Consider the following 15,562-nt stretch of genomic DNA (forward strand, 5'->3'; position numbering starts at 1 on the left):
CGGCGGTAGGGTCGGGGCCATGGCGACCTGGGACGACGTGCGGCGCATCGCGCTGGCACTGCCGGAGACCACCGAACGACCCACGTACGACCAGGCGCCCGCCTGGCGCGTCCGCGACAAGTCGTTCGTCTGGGAACGGCCGCTGCGGCGCGGCGAACTAGAGTCGCTCGGCGACGCCGCGCCGGACGGCCCGATCCTCGGCGCGCGGGTGCCCGACCTGGGCGCCAAGGAGGCGCTGATCGCCGACGACCCGGCGGTCTACTTCACCACGCCGCACTTCGACGGCTATCCGGCGGTGCTGGTCCGGCTCGACCGCATCGACGTGGACGAGCTGACCGAACTGGTCACCGAGGCGTGGCACGCGCGCGCCCCGAAGCGGCTCGCCACCGCGCACCGGGCGGAGACCGCGTGACCGGCCCGGTGGAGGCGATCGTCTTCGACATGGACGGCACGCTCGTCGAGTCGCACGCGGTCGTGCCGGCGGCGTACCGGGCGGCGGTGCGGGCCGGCGGCGGCCCGTCGTACACCGACGCCGAGGTCATCGCCGGCTACTCGATCGGCTCCCCCATCGACCTGCTGACGCACCTGCTGCGACGGCCGGCCTCCGGCGACGACCTGGACCGCTACCACGCCGAGCTGGACGCGCTCGCCGGGCGGGTACGCGTCTACCCCGGCGTCGCGGACGCGCTGGCCGAGATCGCCGCCCGGGTGCCGGTGGGCGTGTTCACCGGCGCGAGCCACCGGGCCGCCGAGATCCTGCTCGACCGGGCGGGCCTGCTCGGCCACTTCCAGGTCGTCCTCGGCGGCGACCAGGTCGACCGCCCGAAACCGGCGCCCGACGGGGTGGAGGCGGCCTGCCGGCACCTCGGCGTGCCGCCCGGCCGCGCCGCGTACGTGGGTGACTCACCACTGGACGTACGCGCCGCCCGGCACAGCGGCGCGGTAGCGGTGGCCGCCGCGTGGGGCCACCAGTACGACCCCGACGAGCCGGCCGACCTCAGCCTGTCCCGGCCCGGGGAGCTGCTGGCCCTGCTGCCCTGAGCCTCTTTCCCCGCGTGGGACGCTCGGCTAGCCTGCCGGTCATGCCATCGACGTTGACCGAGGCGACCGACCCGTGGTGCCTGCGTCCCGGGGAGGCCACCGAGTTGCTGCGCGGGCACCCCTGGCGCCGGTTCGTGGTGCTGGGCGACAGCGTCGCGGAAGGACTGTGCGAGCCGGCCGACGGCTACCCCGACCTCCAGTGGGCCGACCGGATCGCGGCCGAGCTACGCGCGATCCGGCCGGAGCTGGCCTACCTGAACCTGGGCCGGCGCGGGCTGCGCGCGCACGAGGTCCGGGCCACCCAGCTCGCCGACGCGCTGGCCTTCGAGCCGGACCTGGCCCTGGTGGTGTGTGGCGGCAACGACGCGTTCCGGTCCGCCTACGACCCGGACGCGGTCGACGCCGAGCTGACCGCCATGATCACCGCGTTGCGGGAGGCGGGGGCGGACGTCATCACTGTGGGCATGTTCGACGTGTCGCACAGCCCTGCGGTGCCGGACGCGCTGCGCGCGGGCCTGGGCGAGCGGATGCGCCGGCTGTCGCGGCACACCCGGGGCGTGGCCGAGCGCCTGGGCACGCTGCACGTCCACCTGACCGACCATCCGCTGGTGGCCGATGCGTCGCTGTACAGCAGCGACGGCCGGCACGGAAGTGCCCGCAGCGACGCCATAGCCACCGCCGAAACCCTGAAGGTCCTCGCCACCCACCTCCCCCACCCCTGACCCCTCCCCTAGCGGGCCCGCCCGAGCACCCTGCCCGACCCAACCCGACGATCATGAAGTTGGCGGCAGTGGGCGTCCCTTTTGTCCCCGCTAACTTCATGATCGACGCTGCGAGGGGCGCCGGCGGGTCGACCTGCGGGTCGGATCTGATCGGTGATCAAGGAGTTTGTGTCGGGAATACGCCTTGGTGAGGACACAAACTCCTTGATCGACGCGCTGGGGTGGGTGGGCGGAGGGGACGGGGCGGGTCAGTCGGTTAGGAGGATGCCGGTCAGGAGGACGCCTCTCGCCAGGTTGAGGACCTCGTCGCAACCCGGGTAACCGACCCGCGCGAGCGCGCCGGACCCGGTGCGGTCGAACAGGTACGGGGCGAGGCTGTACGGGACGTCGGCGGTGACCGTCTCACCGGTCTCGATCTGCACGAAGTCCATCGCCACCCGGTCCGCCTCGTGGTAGCGCTGCAGGATGTTGCCGCCCTCGGCGACGGCCGCGCGTACCCCGTCCGCCCACGCCACAGGTGTCATCTCCCGGCCGATGAGCACGCCGTGTCCGGCCGAGCCACCGGCCGGCTTGGCGACCAGGTCGGCCTGTTCGGCGAGCGCCCGGTCGAGCTGGTCGGCGGTGAGCGCCACGGTGTGCGGCACGTACCGGCGGATCAGCGTCCGGTCGTCCTCCGGCAGCAGGTCCAGGTCGTCCCAGAGCCAGGCGTAGTTCAGCTTGTTGCTGAGCAGCCAGGCTGCGCTGCTGACGAACATCGGCAGCGTGCCCGCGGCGAGCGCGTCGGCCACCGCGTCCAGCCCGGCGCTCGGGGTGACCCGGTTGGGCACGAACAACCGGAACAGTGCGTCCACCGGGGCGCCGCCGACGACCAGCCGGCTCTGCGCGTCCAGGGTGGCGGTGGCGACCGGGGCGATGACCAGGTCGATGCCGAACGGGCGGGCCTGGTCGATCAGCGGGGACAGGATGCGGATGAACGTCTCCGGGTCGTCAAGTCCCGGGTAGTCGGCGTCGAAGTCCATCAGCAGCGCCACCCGGGCGCCGTCGGGCAGGCCGAGTGTGTCCCGGATGGCCACGAACCGCTGGTCCAGCAGGGACGGTGCGGGTCGCGCGCCGTCGAGCAGGTCATGGGTACGGTACAGCTCGGCGTACCGCTGGATCACGGTGTCGGCGTCGAAGCCGCCGCCGAGGCTGCTGTCGATGTTGTACTCGACGATGCACGGCACGCCACCGGAGAACAGCACGTCCGGCCGGTACGCGGCGAGCAGCCCTTCGTGCAGTTCCTCGTCCGGGTCGAGCAGCCGGGTCTCGCCGTCCGGCACGTCGAGCAGCAGGCGCAGCTCACCGGCGGTGCGGGCGCGGCGCCGGCAGGCCTCGAGGATGAGCTGGGCGATGCGGTCGCAGACCTCGTTCAGCTCGCGGAACGCGTCGGCGGTGAACACGGGCGGGCGGGCCAGCCGCCACTGCTTGTTGTAGGTGGCCCGGCCGTGGAAGATCTTCTCCCAGGCCGCGGCGCCGGCGGTCACCATCGCGGTACGGGTGGACTCGGGCAGGTCGGTCCACGCCTGGCCGAGCGGCGGCCACGTGTAGTTCGGGTCCATCGTTCATCCGTCCTTGAGGGTCAGTTGGATGGCGGCGGTGAGCTGGTCGCGGCCGGGTTGCACGGCCCGGTCGAGGGCGGGCGCGAAGGGCAGCACCGCGCCGTCGGGGCGGGTCACGCGGCGGGGTGGCGCGGCCAGCCGGACCCGCTCGACCACCGTGGCGATGATCTCCCCGGCGATGCCGCAGGAGCGGTTGCCGTCGTCGACGACGACAAGCCGCCCGGTGCGGCTCACCGACTCGACGAGGCCGTCCCAGTCGAACGGGTAGAGCGTGCGGGGGTCGAAGACCTCCACCGACGCCTGGCCGGCGAGTTCCTCGGCGACGGCGAGCGCGTCGTGCACCAGGTGCCCGACCGCCACCACCGTCACGTCGGTGCCGGCGCGGCGGACGATCCCGCGACCCAGCGGCACCGGCGCCGGGTCGGTCACGTCGTCGCGCAGGTCCAGGGCGCCGGCCGGGGCGAAGACCACCACCGGGTCGTCGCAGCGGATCGCGGAGACCAGCAGCCCGTACGCGTCGGCCGGGGTGGCCGGTACGACTGTGGTCACGCCGACGTGGGCGAACAACGCGTACGGGTGGTCGGAGTGCTGCCCGGCCCAGCCGGTGCGGGAGCCGGAGCCGGGCACCACGTAGGTGACCGGCACCGCGCACTGGCCGCCGGTCATCAGCGGGAACTTGTGCGCGTGGTTGACGATCTGCTCGAAGACCAGGAACAGCAGCGACGGGATCTGGAACTCCACCACCGGGCGGGCCCCGGCCAGCGCCGCGCCGGTGGCGAAGCTGGTGAACGCCTGCTCGGACAGGGGCGTGTCGCGGACCCGTTCCGGGCCGAACTTCTTCAGCAGGCCGGTGGTGACGTTCGCGGCGGCCACCCGGATGTCCTCGCCGAGCACCACTACGGACTCGTCGCGGGCCATCTCGTCGGCGAGGGCCCGGGTGAGCGCCCTGCGGTAGGAGAGCCGGGGCATTCAGCCACCTCCGGTCCGGGCGGTGAGCCCGCTGGCGTACAGGTGGTCCAGGGCGGTCGCCGGGTCGGGGTGCGGCCCGGCGAGCGCGAAGTCGACGGCGGCGTCCAGTTCCGCCTCGACCGCGGCGTCCACCTCGGCGCGTACCGCCGGGTCCAGCCGTGCTCCGGCGATGTCCACCGGATCGCGGGACCGGCCCTCGGCCACCTCCTCCGGCGGCCGGTAGTCGAGGCGTACCTGATGTTCGAAGGTGTGGTGGGCGTCGAAGCGGTAGGTGCGGGCCTCGATCAGCTCGGGGCCGCCGCCAGCACGCATCCGCGCGACGGCGGCGGCGGTGACCTCGCGTACCGCCTCGGGGTCCTGCCCGTCGACGACGGCCGCCGGCATGCCGAACGCGGCGGCCCGCCCGGCGATGGTGCCGGCGACCGCGCCGTCGACCGGCATGGTGGTGGCGTAGCCGTTGTTCTCGCAGACGAACAGCACCGGTATCCGCCAGAGCGCGGCCAGGTTGAACGCCTCCAGCAGCATGCCCTCGTTCACCGCGCCGTCGCCGAAGAAGGTGGCGCCGACGATGTCGGCGCCGCGCCGCCGGCGTTCCCACACCGCTCCGGTGAGGATCGCGCCGGCGGCTCCGACGATGGCGTTGGCGCCGAGGACGCCGACGCCGAAGTCGGCGGCGTGCATCGACCCGCCCCGGCCCCGGTTGAGCCCGGTGACCCGGCCGCACAGTTCGGCCAGCATCCGGGCCGGGTCGGCGCCCTTCGCGAGCACGTGCCCGTGCCCGCGGTGGGTGCCGGTGACCAGGTCATCGGCGGACAGCGCCGCGCAGACGCCGGCGGCGATCCCCTCCTGACCGAGGTACGGGTGGATGCCGCCGACGATCTCCCCGGCGCGGACCAGCTCGATCGCGCGTTCCTCGAAGCGGCGGATCAGCCGGACCGTCCGGTAGAGCCGGAGCGGGTCGGAGCCGGTCACGCCGGACGGCCCTCCTTGACGGCGGCGAGGATGTCGTCCCAGAGGCGGGCGCGGGCGGCCAGCGCGGCGTTCACCGTGTCGGCGCACTCCTGCCACTTGGTGTCGTCGTCGCCGCACAGGTCGGCCAGCATCTGCATGGCCATCGGGGTGTGCTGCTCGCCGTCGACCTCGATGTGCCGCTCCAGGTAGTCGACGAACTTGTTCAGCCGGTTGCTGCGTTCGTTGACGGCGACGACCTGGGTGAACATCTCCGGGATGAGGTCCTCGCGGCCGAACGCGAACGCCGCGGCCTGGCAGTGCACCGGGGTGGTCTCGATGATCCGCCAGGTGGTGCCGGCGAACGCGGCGGACGCCGCGGGGACGCCGGCGCCGCCGAGCGCCTCGGTGACCGGGGTGCCGTCGCGGAGCAGGTCGACGAGCTTGTTGACGGCCGTGGTGTCGGCGCCGGCCTCGGTCATGCCCTGCACGTACAGCTCGAAGTGGCTGATGTAGCCGTCGCCGAGTTCGTCGCTCTCCTCGACCATGACGATGTCGTTGATCAGGCGGCGGCTGCCGGTCGGGCCGGTCGGGATCCACGGCACCGTGACGCAGGTGAGCTGCCGCTGCAGCGACTTCAGCAGCGACATGAAGTCCCAGACGGCGAAGACGTGGTGCTCCATGAACGTGACGAGCGCGTCGTGGGTGTCGAGGTTGGCGTAGAGGGGGTGCTTGACCACCACGTCGCGGCGCTCGGTCACCGCCCGCTCCAGCCGCTCGATGCCCGGGTGCGTCTTACCCCAGTCGTACCGTGACATTGTCAGCCTCCCTGCTGGGCGCGGTCGCGCCAGATGACCGGGCAGTAATCGGGGTCCGCGTAGTCCGGCCGGCCCTCGTGGGTGCGGCGGACCAGCACGTCGTGGTTGTACGCGGCGAGCGTGCCGTCGGAGAGCGGATACTCCCGCCAGGCGTTGTCGCCGTCCTGCAGGTGCAGCGAGATGGCCCGGCGGGGCCGCCCGCTGACGTTCGCACCGCTGCCGTGGTAGGTGCGGCAGTGGTGGAAACTCATGTGTCCCTTGGGGATCACCATGGGGATCTTGCGGATCTGCGCGCCGTTGTACGCCGCGTTCTCGGCGAGCATCACCTCGAGCTGGTCGCGGTCCCGGTCGGCGAAGTGCCGGACCACCGTGTCGTCGGCGCCGATCTCCCGCCAGCGGTGGGAGCCGTCGACCATGGTGATCGTGCCCATCTCCTCGCCGCAGTCGTGGAACGGGATGAACGCGGTGAGCATGTTCTCCGACGACGAGGACGCCCAGTAGTGCTTGTCGAAGTGCCAGGGCACGATGTTCGACGGCTCACCGGCGATCGGCGGCTTCCAGATCAGCGTGGACTGGAAGATCCGGATCTCGGCGGCGCGGGCCAGCCGGGCGGCGACCGCACCGATCAGCGGCTTGCGCAGGATGCGGGCGATGCCGTCGTGCTCGTGGTGGACGTAGTCGTTGTGCCGCTGCACGTCACCCTTGGAGGGCTCCCAGTAGGCCAGCTTCGGCGGGCGTACCGGCAGGCGGCGGTCACGTTCCCCGGCGTAGTAGCCGTCGGTGGCGGCGACGAGTTCGTCCACCTCGTCGTCGGTGAGCAGCTTCTTCGACAGGTACCAGCCGTGCTCGGCGTAGTGCCGGACGTCCTCGTCGGAGGGAAGCAGCGCCTCCTCCTCGGCGGTCAGCCCGGGATCGATGGTGGTCATGCCCCTACCCCTCCGGCCGCGACGCCGGGGGTCGCCCCCGCCGCGGCCAGCTCGCGTTCCTTCGCTTCGTAGAGCGCCTTGATGTTGCCGCTGCCGAAGGTGCGCGCCCCGCGCCGCTCGATGAGTTCGAGGAAGAGCGTGCGGCGCACGTGCATCGACTCCGTGAAGATCTGCAGCAGCTGCCCGTCGTGGTCGGAGTCGACCAGGATGCTCAGCTCGCGCAGCCGGTCCACCGGCGCGTCCAGCCGGCCGACCCGCTGCTCCAGCCCGTCGTAGTAGGCACCGGGCGTGCTGGCGAACCGCACCCCGCGCCCGGCGAGCGCGCCGACGGCGGTGACGATGTCGTCGGTACGCAGACCCAGGTGCTGCACCCCGGCGCCGGCGTGCCAGCGCAGGAAGTCCTCGATCTGCCCCGGCCGGGCGCCGGTGTCCGGCTCCAGCAGCACGAACGTGACGGTCCCGGACGGGCTCTGCACCACCTTGGAGTTCATCGCCTGACCGGCGACCTCGATGTGCTCGGTGAAGATGTCGGCGAAGCCGAACACCTTCTCGTAGTGCGCGACGGTCTCGCCGAGCTGCCCCGGTGGCACGCAGATCGCCAGGTGGTCCACCTCGGCGAGCAGCGTGTCCGCGCCGTCCGGCACGGACACCGGCTCGATCGCGCCGGGCAGGAACACACCCGCGTCGCCGCGCCGCTCGACGAGGCGGTGCACCACGTCGCCGAAGCCGCCGACCTCGGCCACCACCACCTCGGCGTCCGCGCCGGTGAAGGTGCGCGGCGGGCTCAGCGCCGTCGCGCCCCGGTCCACCAGTTCCGCGTACGCCCCGGCGGCGTCGTCCACGGCGAGCGCCACCACGGCGATGCCGTCGCCGTGCCGGTGCACGTACGTGGCCGCCGGGTGCTCCGCGGACAGTCCGGTGGTCAGCAGCAGCCGGATGCCGGCCTGGGCCAGCAGCAGTGACCGCTGCCCGTCCAGCCCGGTCTCCGGACCGCCCTGCCCGCACAGCCGGAAACCGACGGCGTTGTCGAAGTAGAAGGCCGCCTGCCGGGCGTCCCCCACGTACAGTTCGAGATGATCTATCCCGTTGATGGTCATGGGCTTCCCCTGTTCCCCCCGTGATCGCGACCCGGACGGACGCCCGGGACTGGAGTCCGGTCAGCCGGCGGCCGGGGTGGCGGCCCGGCGGGCCGGCCCGGAGAGCCGGCGCAGGAGCAGACTGACGTTCTGGCCGCCGAACCCGAACGAGTTCGTCAGCGCGTGGCCGGCCCGGGTGGGCCGGGGCACGGCGCGGACGTGGTCCGCCTCGCACTCCGGGTCCGGGTCGTCCAGGTGGTAGGTGGGTGGCAGCAGGCCACTGTCGAGCGCCAGCGCGGTGGCGGCGGCCTCCAGCACCCCTGACGCGCCGAGCAGGTGCCCGGTGAGCGCCTTGGTGGAGCTGACCGGCACACCGCCGGTGCCGAACACCTCGGCCAGCGCGATCGTCTCGGCGACGTCACCGAGCTTGGTGCCGGTGCCGTGCGCGTTGACGTACCCGACGTCGGCGGGCTCGACCCCGCCTGCCGCGAGGGCCCGGCGCATGCAGGCCGCCGCGCCGGCGCCGTCCGGCCGGGGCGCGGTCGGGTGGTACGCGTCGGTGTTCGCCCCGAAACCGGCGACCTCGGCGTAGCCGCGCACACCCCGGCCGTCGGCGTGCCCGGCGCGCTCCAGCACCAGCAGCGCCGCGCCCTCGGCCAGGACGAAACCGTTGCGCCGCTTGTCGAACGGGCGGCTCGCCTCGGTGGGTTCGTCCCAGCCCCGGGCCAGCGCCCGGGCGTTGCCGAACGTGTCGGCGAACGTGCCGAACAGCGGCGCCTCGCTCGCCCCGCACACCACCACGTCGGCCTCGCCGGAGCGGATGAGGCGTACCCCGTCGGCGACCGCCTGGGCGCCGGAGGCGCAGGCCGTGCCGACCGACGAGCTGTAGCCGCGGATGCCGTGCGCGATGGCGATCCGCGCCGAGGGCATGTTCGGCAGGATGCCGGTGAGCAGGTACGGGCTGACCGCCGCCCGGCCCCGGGCGGCCCGCGCCAGAACCTGACCCTCCAGGGTGGACATGCCGCCCACACCGCCGACGATCACCGCGATGCGCTCCGGGTCGACGTCGCGCCCCACCTCGATGCCGGCGTCGGCGAGCGCCTCGGCGGCGGTGATCAGGGCGAGCAGCACCACCCGGTCGAGCACCTTCGTCTCCGGTCCGGAGGCGACGCTGCGCGGGTCGATGTCCGGCAGCACCCCGGCCACCTCCAGGCTGCCCGCCGCCGGGTGTCCCTCGGGCGGGCGGCGCAGCCCGGACCGGCCGGTGAGGAGGGCGTCGAACGTGTCCGCCGCGCCGCGCCCGGCCGGGGTGAACAGGCCCATGCCGGTGATGACGGCGGTCACGACGGCGCCTCGGTCAGGTAGCGCTCGCGCAGCGCCACCTTGCGGACCTTGCCGGTGACGGTGACCGGGATGTCGTCGGCGCGTACCGGGACGATCCGGCGCAGCGTGGCGGCCACGTCCGGGCCGAGCGCGGTACGGATCCGCTCGGCGCGGTCCGCGTCCGGGTCGGCGCCGGCGGCCAGTTCCAGCAGCACGTCGGTGGTGACCGTGCCGTCGTCCGCCTTGACTATCACCACTGTGCAGTCGGTGACGTCGGGGCTGGCGGCGAGGATGCGTTCCTCGGACAGCGCGGTGAAGAACCGCTTCCCGTCGCCTGCCTCGACCGAGTCGACCGCCCGGTCCAGGTGGTAGTAGCGGCCGTCGTCGTCGGCGTACACCAGGTCGCCGGTGAGGTACCAGCCCCGCAGCCGGAACCGGTACGTGGTGACCGAGTCGTTCCAGTAGCCGCGGAACAGCGACGGCGAGTCGATGCCGAGCCAGCCGACCTGCCCGGCCGGCAGTTCGTTGCCCTCGGCGTCGAGCACGGCGACCTTGGTGAACCGGTACGGGCGGCCGACGCAGCGGCCGTACCGGTCGGTGTCGACGGTGTGGGTGATGTGGAACATCGAGTGGCCCATCTCGCTGGAGCCGAGCCCGTCGATGAACACCGACCCGGGTACCCGGGTCACACCCTCGCGGGTCATCACGTCCCGGGAGCCGACGGCGACCAGCCGCCGTACGTGCGGCTCGTGCGAGCAGTCGCCGGTGTTGAACCACAGCCGCACCGAGTCCAGGTCGTAGCCGGACAGGTCGAAGCGGGCCAGCTCGGCCCAGGTGACGGAGAAGCCGAACACGCCGTCCGGGCGCCAGCGCTGGATCGCGTCGAGCACCCGTTCGCCGCCCTGCTCGGAGAGCAGGAACATCTCCGCCCGGTTGCCGAGGGCCTGGTTGACCATGAGCACGGTGGCGGTGTGCGGGGCGGGCAGCGCGTTGAGGATGCGTGTGGTGCCCTGCGCCTGCGGCATGGACAGCAGGTGGCGGGTGGCGGCGAACAGGCTGGCGTGCGAGTGCAGCACCGCCTTCGGCACGCCTGTGGTGCCGGAGGTGTGGGTGATGACGATCGGGTCGTCCGGGTGGTGCCGGTAGTGCGCCGGTGCCGCGTCCGGGTCGCCGGTGCCCGCCTGCGCGGGTTCGCCGATCATCGGGGCGCCCAGGTCGTGCCCGGCCAGCGCCTGCGCGTGCGCGGCGTCGGCGAGCACCCCGGCGGCGCGCAGCCGGCGGATGTACTCGGCGGCGATCTCGGGGCGCAGCCTGCCGTTCATCAGCGCCGGGATGGCGCCGAGGCGGGTCAGCGCCAGGAACGACAGCACCATGTCGGCGGCCGTGCCGGCCCAGACCGCGACCGGGTCGCGTGGTTTCACCCCCTGTTCGTGCAGCCAGGCCGCCCGGGCGGCGACCATCCGGTCGAGCCGGCCCAGGGTCAGCGGGGTCTCGGCCGGGTGGCCGTCGATCTCGGTGTCGAACGTGAGTCCCGGCCCGTCCGGGTCGGCGCCGTGGGCCAGCACCCGGGCGAGCACGTTGCCCGCGCCCAGTTCCGCGTCGGCCGCGAGCGCGCCGCGCAGTCCCTTCGTCCTCATTGACGTGTTCCCTCCCCCAGCAGCACCGCGGTCGCCTCGCCCGGCGTACCGTCCGGTGCCAGTTCGATCAGGATCAGCAACGCCTGTGCGGCGTCGCCGTCGTACAGCAGCAGGTCCGCTTCCGCCTCCCCGTCGGCCCGAGGGTCGCCGGTCGGGCTCAGGCACACCACCGGGCCGTCCAGTCCCCAGCGCGCCGCGACGTGCCCGGCCACGCTGTTCGGCACCGACTGGAAGAAGAACAGCGGCCCGATCCGCCCGCCCGCGTCCACAGTGGCGCGGACGTGCGCCGCCCCGGCGGTGTCCCCACCGGCGCTGACCAGCACCACGGCGGTGCGGTTGCCCGGCGGCAGCGGCCCGTCGCCGTACCGCCGCGCGAGGCACCGCTGCGCCACCGCCGCCACCAGCGGATGGAACGGCGAGTGCACGAACCCCGCCACCCCGGCAGGCCCCGCACCCTCATCCCCGTCCTCGGGCCACCGCGCCTCCGCGAGCACCACCACCCCTGCGCGCGATCTTGCGGTTGGTGCCCCCTCGGCGGGCGTTGTGCCCGATTCGCCGGGGCCGGAAGTGCAAGATCGCGGAGGGCTAGGCACGGAGGCGGTCATGAGGCGCTCACCAGGAGGGCCGTGTTGGCGCCGCCGAAGGCGGCGTTGAGGGTCAGGGCGTGCGCGGTGCGCGCGGGGCGCGGGGCGTCGCGGATGACGTCCAGCGGGCACTGCGGGTCGGGGCCGAGCCAGCCGGCGGTGACCGGCAGCTTGCCGTGCCGCAGGGCCAGCACGGTGACCAGCAGTTCCAGCAGCCCGGACGCCTCCAGCGCGTGCCCGTGCACCGACTTCGTGGAGCTGACCGGCAGCCGCCCGGCGTCCTCGCCGAACACCCGGACCAGCGCCGCCGCCTCGGAGGCGTCGCTGAACGGGGTGCCGGTGGCGTTGGCGTTGACGTAGCCGATCGCGTCCGGTGGCAGCCCGCTGCGGCGCAGCGCCGCCTCGACCGCCCGGGCCAGCCCGAGCCCGTCCGGGTGCGGCTGGCACGGGTGGTACGCGTCCCCCGCCCGGCCCCACCCGGCCACGCTCGCCAGCGTCTCGGCACCGCGCCGGGCGGCAGCGGAGGCCGACTCCAGCACCACGGCGGCCACCCCGTCGCCCAGCAGCAGGCCCTTGCGGCCGGCGCTGAACGGGCGTACCGCGCCGTCGGCGGCGAGCGCCCGCCCGGCGTCGAACAGCGCGTACTGGTCCGGTTCGACCAGGTAACCGGCCGCGACCACGACCCGTTCCAGGTCGCCCCGGCGGATCAGCGCCGCCGCGTCGGCGACCGCGCTGCTCGCCGACACGCAGGCGGTGGTGTAGATCCGGGTCCGCCCGCCCAGGCCGCACCGCGCGGCCAGGTGACCGGCCAGTGCCGGCACCGTCGGCTCGACCCACCCCGCCGGTACGGGCAGCGAGTACGGCCCGCCGTGGGTGGCCAGGAACAGGGCCGACTCCGCCCGCCCGGCCCGGTCCAGTCCGGCGGTCCGGACGGCGGTGTCGATCGCGTCGGCCAGCTCGCCGGCGAGCGTGCCGACGCCCGGCACTGTGGCCGCCACCGTCACCCGGCGGCCGGAGGTGTCGAAACGGCGCACCGGCGCGAACGCCGGGGTGCCGGTGAGCACCCCGGCCAGCAGCGCGTCGGCGCCCCTGCCGAGGGCGCTGAGCGCGTACGTGCCGGTGATCCGTACGGTCTCCCGCTCAGCCATCTGCGGGAGCGGTCAGCGAGCCACGGAACACCGCGAGCGCGTCGTCGACGGTGCGGATGCCGGCGAGTTCGTCGTCGCTCAGGTCCAGCCGGCGGTCGTAGCGCTGCTCGACCATGTGCACGAGCCAGGCCAGCTCCATCGAGCCGAGCCGGTCCGGCACCTGGTCGGCGGGTTTCGCGGTCAGTTCGGCGAGCATGCTCACCAGGTCAGCTCGCCCCAGGTCGGGCTGACCGGACATCAGGACTTGTCGCTGTTCGCGGCCACCCGGTCGGCGACCATCGTGGTGAACTCGCCGACCGTCATCAGCGCCATCTTCTCCGACTCGTCGTCGGCGAACTTCAGGCCGTACCGGTCCTCGACGCGGACCGCCAGGTCGGCCAGGGCCAGCGACTCCAGGTCGATGCCGGAGGGGCCGAGCGTGGTGTCGTCGTCGAGCTCCTCCACGTCGTAGTTCATGTCGGCGAGCTGTTCGACGACGAAGGTGCGGACCTCGTCTCGCATGGGTTCAGACCTCTTCTCCGTGTACCGGCTGACGGTGCCCGGTCGGGACACCGTGTGCGTGGGAACCGGCGGGGTCGGGCGCGCGGGTGGCGCGTTGCCCGGCCGGTCCGGGGCGGGAATCGGGGTGCACGGGACGCCCGGCGGGCGTCCGGTGGGTGTGCGGCTCGTACAGCGGGCCGGTCACGACGCCGCGTCCCGCAGCGCCAGCACGGACCGGACCAGCTTCCCGGTGGTGGTGCGGGGCATCTGGTCGAGCAGCCGCAGGGTGCGGGGCCGCTTGAAGCCGGCCAGCCGCTCGGCGATCAGCTTGTCCAGCGTGTCCTCGGTCAGTGAGCCGTCGGTCTGGACGTACGCGGTGATGCCGTCGTCCCAGACCACCACCGCGGCGACGACGCCGGGCAGCCCGGCGATCGTGGCCTCCACCTCGGTCAGGTCGACCTTCAGGCCGCCCACCGACACCTGCGAGTCCAGCCGGCCCTTGATGGTGACCAGACCGGTGCCCGGGTCGACCACGCCGGCGTCGCGGGTGTGCAGCCAGCCGTCGGCCCACCGGGTCGGGTCGGCCAGTCCGACGTACGGGTTGTCCGGGCAGCTCACCCACAGCTCGCCGTCGCGCTCCCGCACCTCGATGCCGGGGGCGGGCGCGATGGCGGGACGGTGCCGCCCGTACAGGTCGGTGCCGATGACGCCGACCTCGGTCATCCCGTACATGTTGCCCAGCGGCACGCCGTAGCGGTCGGTGAACGCGTTCGCCACGGCGGCGGACACCAGCTCGCCGCCGGTGGTCATGCGCTTGAGCTGCGGCAGCGGCCCGGCCGGTGTGGTGGAGGCGAGCAGACCGATGTGGAACGGGACGCCGAGCACCGTGGCCGGGGTGTCCTGGGCGGCGACGGCGGCGAGGATCGCGTCGCCGCTGAGCCGTTCCGGCGGGCACAGTTCGACGCCGGCGTGCAGCCCGTAGAGCAGGCCGCCGACCAGGCCGAGCACGTGCACCATGCTGGGCAGCAGGATGATCCGCTCACCGGGCAGCGCGACGCCGTCGATGCGGGTGTAGCGGTGCACCTCGCCGATCAGGTCGGCGGCGGTACGGCCGATCACCTTGGACGGCCCGGTGGAGCCGGAGCTGAGCTGGATCACCGCGTGCGGGCTGCCCGCCGGGCGGTCGGAGTACGCGGTGACCCCGGCGGTGACGTCGACGAAGATCCGCAGCGCGCCGCCGCCGGAGCGGACCGGTGCGACCACCACCTGCGGGCTGAGCCGGCGCAGCGCCTGGTCGACCTCGTGGTCGGTGAGCCGGTGGTCGAGCAGCACCGCCTGGGCGCCGGTACGCCAGGTGGCGAGCAGGTGCGCCACGTACGCCAGCGAGGGCGGCAGGCGCAGCGCGGCGGCGCCTCCGGCGCGCAGCCCGGCCCCGGCGAGCCGGTCCTGCGCCTCGCCGACGAGCCGGCGCAGCGTGCCCTTGTCGACCGGTTCGGGCAGGCGCAGGCAGACGTCGGTGTCGCGGCCGGTGAACAGGATGTCGTCCACCCAGTTCACCGTCGTCGAGGCAGGATCTTCCGCCACGGGATGTGCAGTCACGACCAGCCACCGTTCCACTGAGGAACTGGGCGGATCCGCCCAGCGGGTACGTCGTTCGGGGTATGGCGGAACCCTACGACGGCCCTCTTCCGCATCGCCAGATGCAAATGGCTAGATCCAAAACAGCGGCTGGGTGGATTGCTCAGGCTCGATCGGACAGGCAGGATCGAGGCCACGCCGGCAAGGTAGTCCGCCGGCCGCCGGATGCTGTGCGCGCGGGCTCCCACGCGGACGGCCGGCGACTACGCTCCCGGTATGTTCCGTACCGCCCGGCCCGAGGACTTCCCGCAGCTCATCCGCCTCTACCGGCAGCTGAACCCGGACGACCCGCACCTGAGCGACGGCTCCGACGAACGGGCCTTCGCGCGGATCCTGGCCACCGAGGGGCTGCACCTGTTCGTGCTCGACCTGGACGGCGCGGTCGTCGCCACCACGTACCTCAACGTCATCCCCAACCTGAGCCGGTCGGCGTCGCCGTACGCGGTGATCGAGAACGTGGTGGTCGACGAGTCGCGGCGCGGCACCGGCCTGGGCAGGCAGATCATGGCCGGCACGCTGCGGGCCGCCTGGGACGCGGGCTGCTACAAGGCGATGCTCATGACCGGGTCGCGCTCGCCCGCGACCCACGCCTTCTATCTGGCCTGTGGGTTCTCCGGCGACGCCAAGACCGCTTACCTGGCCCGGCCGTCGTGA

The 15,562-nt window shown here is 73.4% G+C and carries 17 protein-coding genes; 4 read left to right on the plus strand and 13 right to left on the minus strand.

The genetic code is table 11. The features are described from left to right. Nucleotides 1-19: 19 nt before the first annotated feature. Genes OC439_RS01035 through OC439_RS01045 form a run of 3 tightly spaced genes read left to right on the plus strand, consistent with a single transcriptional unit; the run spans nucleotide 20 to nucleotide 1,763 of the window. Nucleotides 20-412, plus strand: coding sequence for an MmcQ/YjbR family DNA-binding protein (locus OC439_RS01035; protein ID WP_262011730.1), 393 nt, complete (start codon nucleotides 20-22; stop codon nucleotides 410-412). Beyond that, nucleotides 409-1,041: an HAD family hydrolase gene (locus OC439_RS01040; RefSeq protein WP_262011731.1), complete on the plus strand. Its 633-nt coding sequence runs from the start codon at nucleotides 409-411 to the stop codon at nucleotides 1,039-1,041. The genes OC439_RS01035 and OC439_RS01040 overlap by 4 nt, the downstream gene beginning before the upstream one ends. A 41-nt stretch (nucleotides 1,042-1,082) precedes the next feature. After that, a complete protein-coding gene (locus tag OC439_RS01045; RefSeq protein ID WP_262011732.1) occupies nucleotides 1,083-1,763 on the plus strand; it encodes an SGNH/GDSL hydrolase family protein in 681 nt (226 codons plus the stop codon). A 248-nt stretch (nucleotides 1,764-2,011) separates the two neighbouring features. On the opposite strand, the gene OC439_RS01050 is transcribed toward OC439_RS01045, so the two are convergent. From OC439_RS01050 to OC439_RS01110, 13 genes are all read right to left on the minus strand, one after another. Continuing rightward, nucleotides 2,012-3,361: a hypothetical protein gene (locus OC439_RS01050; protein ID WP_262011733.1), complete on the minus strand. Its 1,350-nt coding sequence runs from the start codon at nucleotides 3,359-3,361 to the stop codon at nucleotides 2,012-2,014. Between the two features lie 3 nt (nucleotides 3,362-3,364). After that, nucleotides 3,365-4,330 carry an alpha-ketoacid dehydrogenase subunit beta gene (locus OC439_RS01055; RefSeq protein WP_262011734.1) on the minus strand — a complete coding sequence of 322 codons (966 nt, stop codon included), beginning with the start codon at nucleotides 4,328-4,330 and terminating at the stop codon, nucleotides 3,365-3,367. After that, nucleotides 4,331-5,302, minus strand: a complete 972-nt coding sequence (locus OC439_RS01060; RefSeq protein ID WP_262011735.1) for a thiamine pyrophosphate-dependent dehydrogenase E1 component subunit alpha — start codon at nucleotides 5,300-5,302, stop codon at nucleotides 4,331-4,333. Next, a complete protein-coding gene (locus OC439_RS01065) occupies nucleotides 5,299-6,096 on the minus strand; it encodes a DUF3050 domain-containing protein (RefSeq protein ID WP_262011736.1) in 798 nt (265 codons plus the stop codon). Before OC439_RS01065 ends, OC439_RS01060 begins: the two co-directional genes overlap by 4 nt. A 2-nt stretch (nucleotides 6,097-6,098) precedes the next feature. Next, the gene (locus tag OC439_RS01070) at nucleotides 6,099-7,022 is read right to left on the minus strand and encodes a phytanoyl-CoA dioxygenase family protein (RefSeq protein WP_262011737.1); all 924 of its coding nucleotides are present in this window, start codon (nucleotides 7,020-7,022) and stop codon (nucleotides 6,099-6,101) included. Next, complete coding sequence (gene hppD / locus OC439_RS01075; RefSeq protein ID WP_262011738.1) at nucleotides 7,019-8,119, minus strand: 4-hydroxyphenylpyruvate dioxygenase; 1,101 nt, start codon at nucleotides 8,117-8,119, stop codon at nucleotides 7,019-7,021. The genes OC439_RS01070 and hppD overlap by 4 nt, the downstream gene beginning before the upstream one ends. A gap of 60 nt (nucleotides 8,120-8,179) precedes the next feature. Beyond that, complete coding sequence (locus tag OC439_RS01080) at nucleotides 8,180-9,442, minus strand: beta-ketoacyl-[acyl-carrier-protein] synthase family protein (RefSeq protein ID WP_262011739.1); 1,263 nt, start codon at nucleotides 9,440-9,442, stop codon at nucleotides 8,180-8,182. Beyond that, nucleotides 9,439-11,058, minus strand: coding sequence for a class I adenylate-forming enzyme family protein (locus OC439_RS01085; RefSeq protein ID WP_262011740.1), 1,620 nt, complete (start codon nucleotides 11,056-11,058; stop codon nucleotides 9,439-9,441). Before OC439_RS01085 ends, OC439_RS01080 begins: the two co-directional genes overlap by 4 nt. Beyond that, complete coding sequence (locus OC439_RS01090; RefSeq protein ID WP_262011741.1) at nucleotides 11,055-11,555, minus strand: hypothetical protein; 501 nt, start codon at nucleotides 11,553-11,555, stop codon at nucleotides 11,055-11,057. Before OC439_RS01090 ends, OC439_RS01085 begins: the two co-directional genes overlap by 4 nt. Before the next feature lie 104 nt (nucleotides 11,556-11,659). Continuing rightward, complete coding sequence (locus OC439_RS01095) at nucleotides 11,660-12,790, minus strand: beta-ketoacyl-[acyl-carrier-protein] synthase family protein (RefSeq protein ID WP_262011742.1); 1,131 nt, start codon at nucleotides 12,788-12,790, stop codon at nucleotides 11,660-11,662. Then, nucleotides 12,783-13,028 carry a hypothetical protein gene (locus OC439_RS01100; protein ID WP_013286638.1) on the minus strand — a complete coding sequence of 82 codons (246 nt, stop codon included), beginning with the start codon at nucleotides 13,026-13,028 and terminating at the stop codon, nucleotides 12,783-12,785. The genes OC439_RS01095 and OC439_RS01100 overlap by 8 nt, the downstream gene beginning before the upstream one ends. Further along, nucleotides 13,028-13,291 (minus strand): acyl carrier protein, encoded by a 264-nt coding sequence (locus OC439_RS01105; protein WP_262011743.1) that lies wholly within the window; start codon nucleotides 13,289-13,291, stop codon nucleotides 13,028-13,030. The genes OC439_RS01100 and OC439_RS01105 overlap by 1 nt, the downstream gene beginning before the upstream one ends. A 180-nt stretch (nucleotides 13,292-13,471) precedes the next feature. Then, nucleotides 13,472-14,869: a class I adenylate-forming enzyme family protein gene (locus tag OC439_RS01110; protein WP_262011744.1), complete on the minus strand. Its 1,398-nt coding sequence runs from the start codon at nucleotides 14,867-14,869 to the stop codon at nucleotides 13,472-13,474. Between the two features lie 204 nt (nucleotides 14,870-15,073). On the opposite strand from OC439_RS01110, the gene OC439_RS01115 reads away from it, so the two are divergent. Beyond that, a complete protein-coding gene (locus tag OC439_RS01115; RefSeq protein WP_402806772.1) occupies nucleotides 15,074-15,562 on the plus strand; it encodes a GNAT family N-acetyltransferase in 489 nt (162 codons plus the stop codon).

The organism is Micromonospora sp. Mcm103, assembly GCF_024519755.1.
GTDB classification, from domain to species: domain Bacteria; phylum Actinomycetota; class Actinomycetes; order Mycobacteriales; family Micromonosporaceae; genus Micromonospora; species Micromonospora aurantiaca.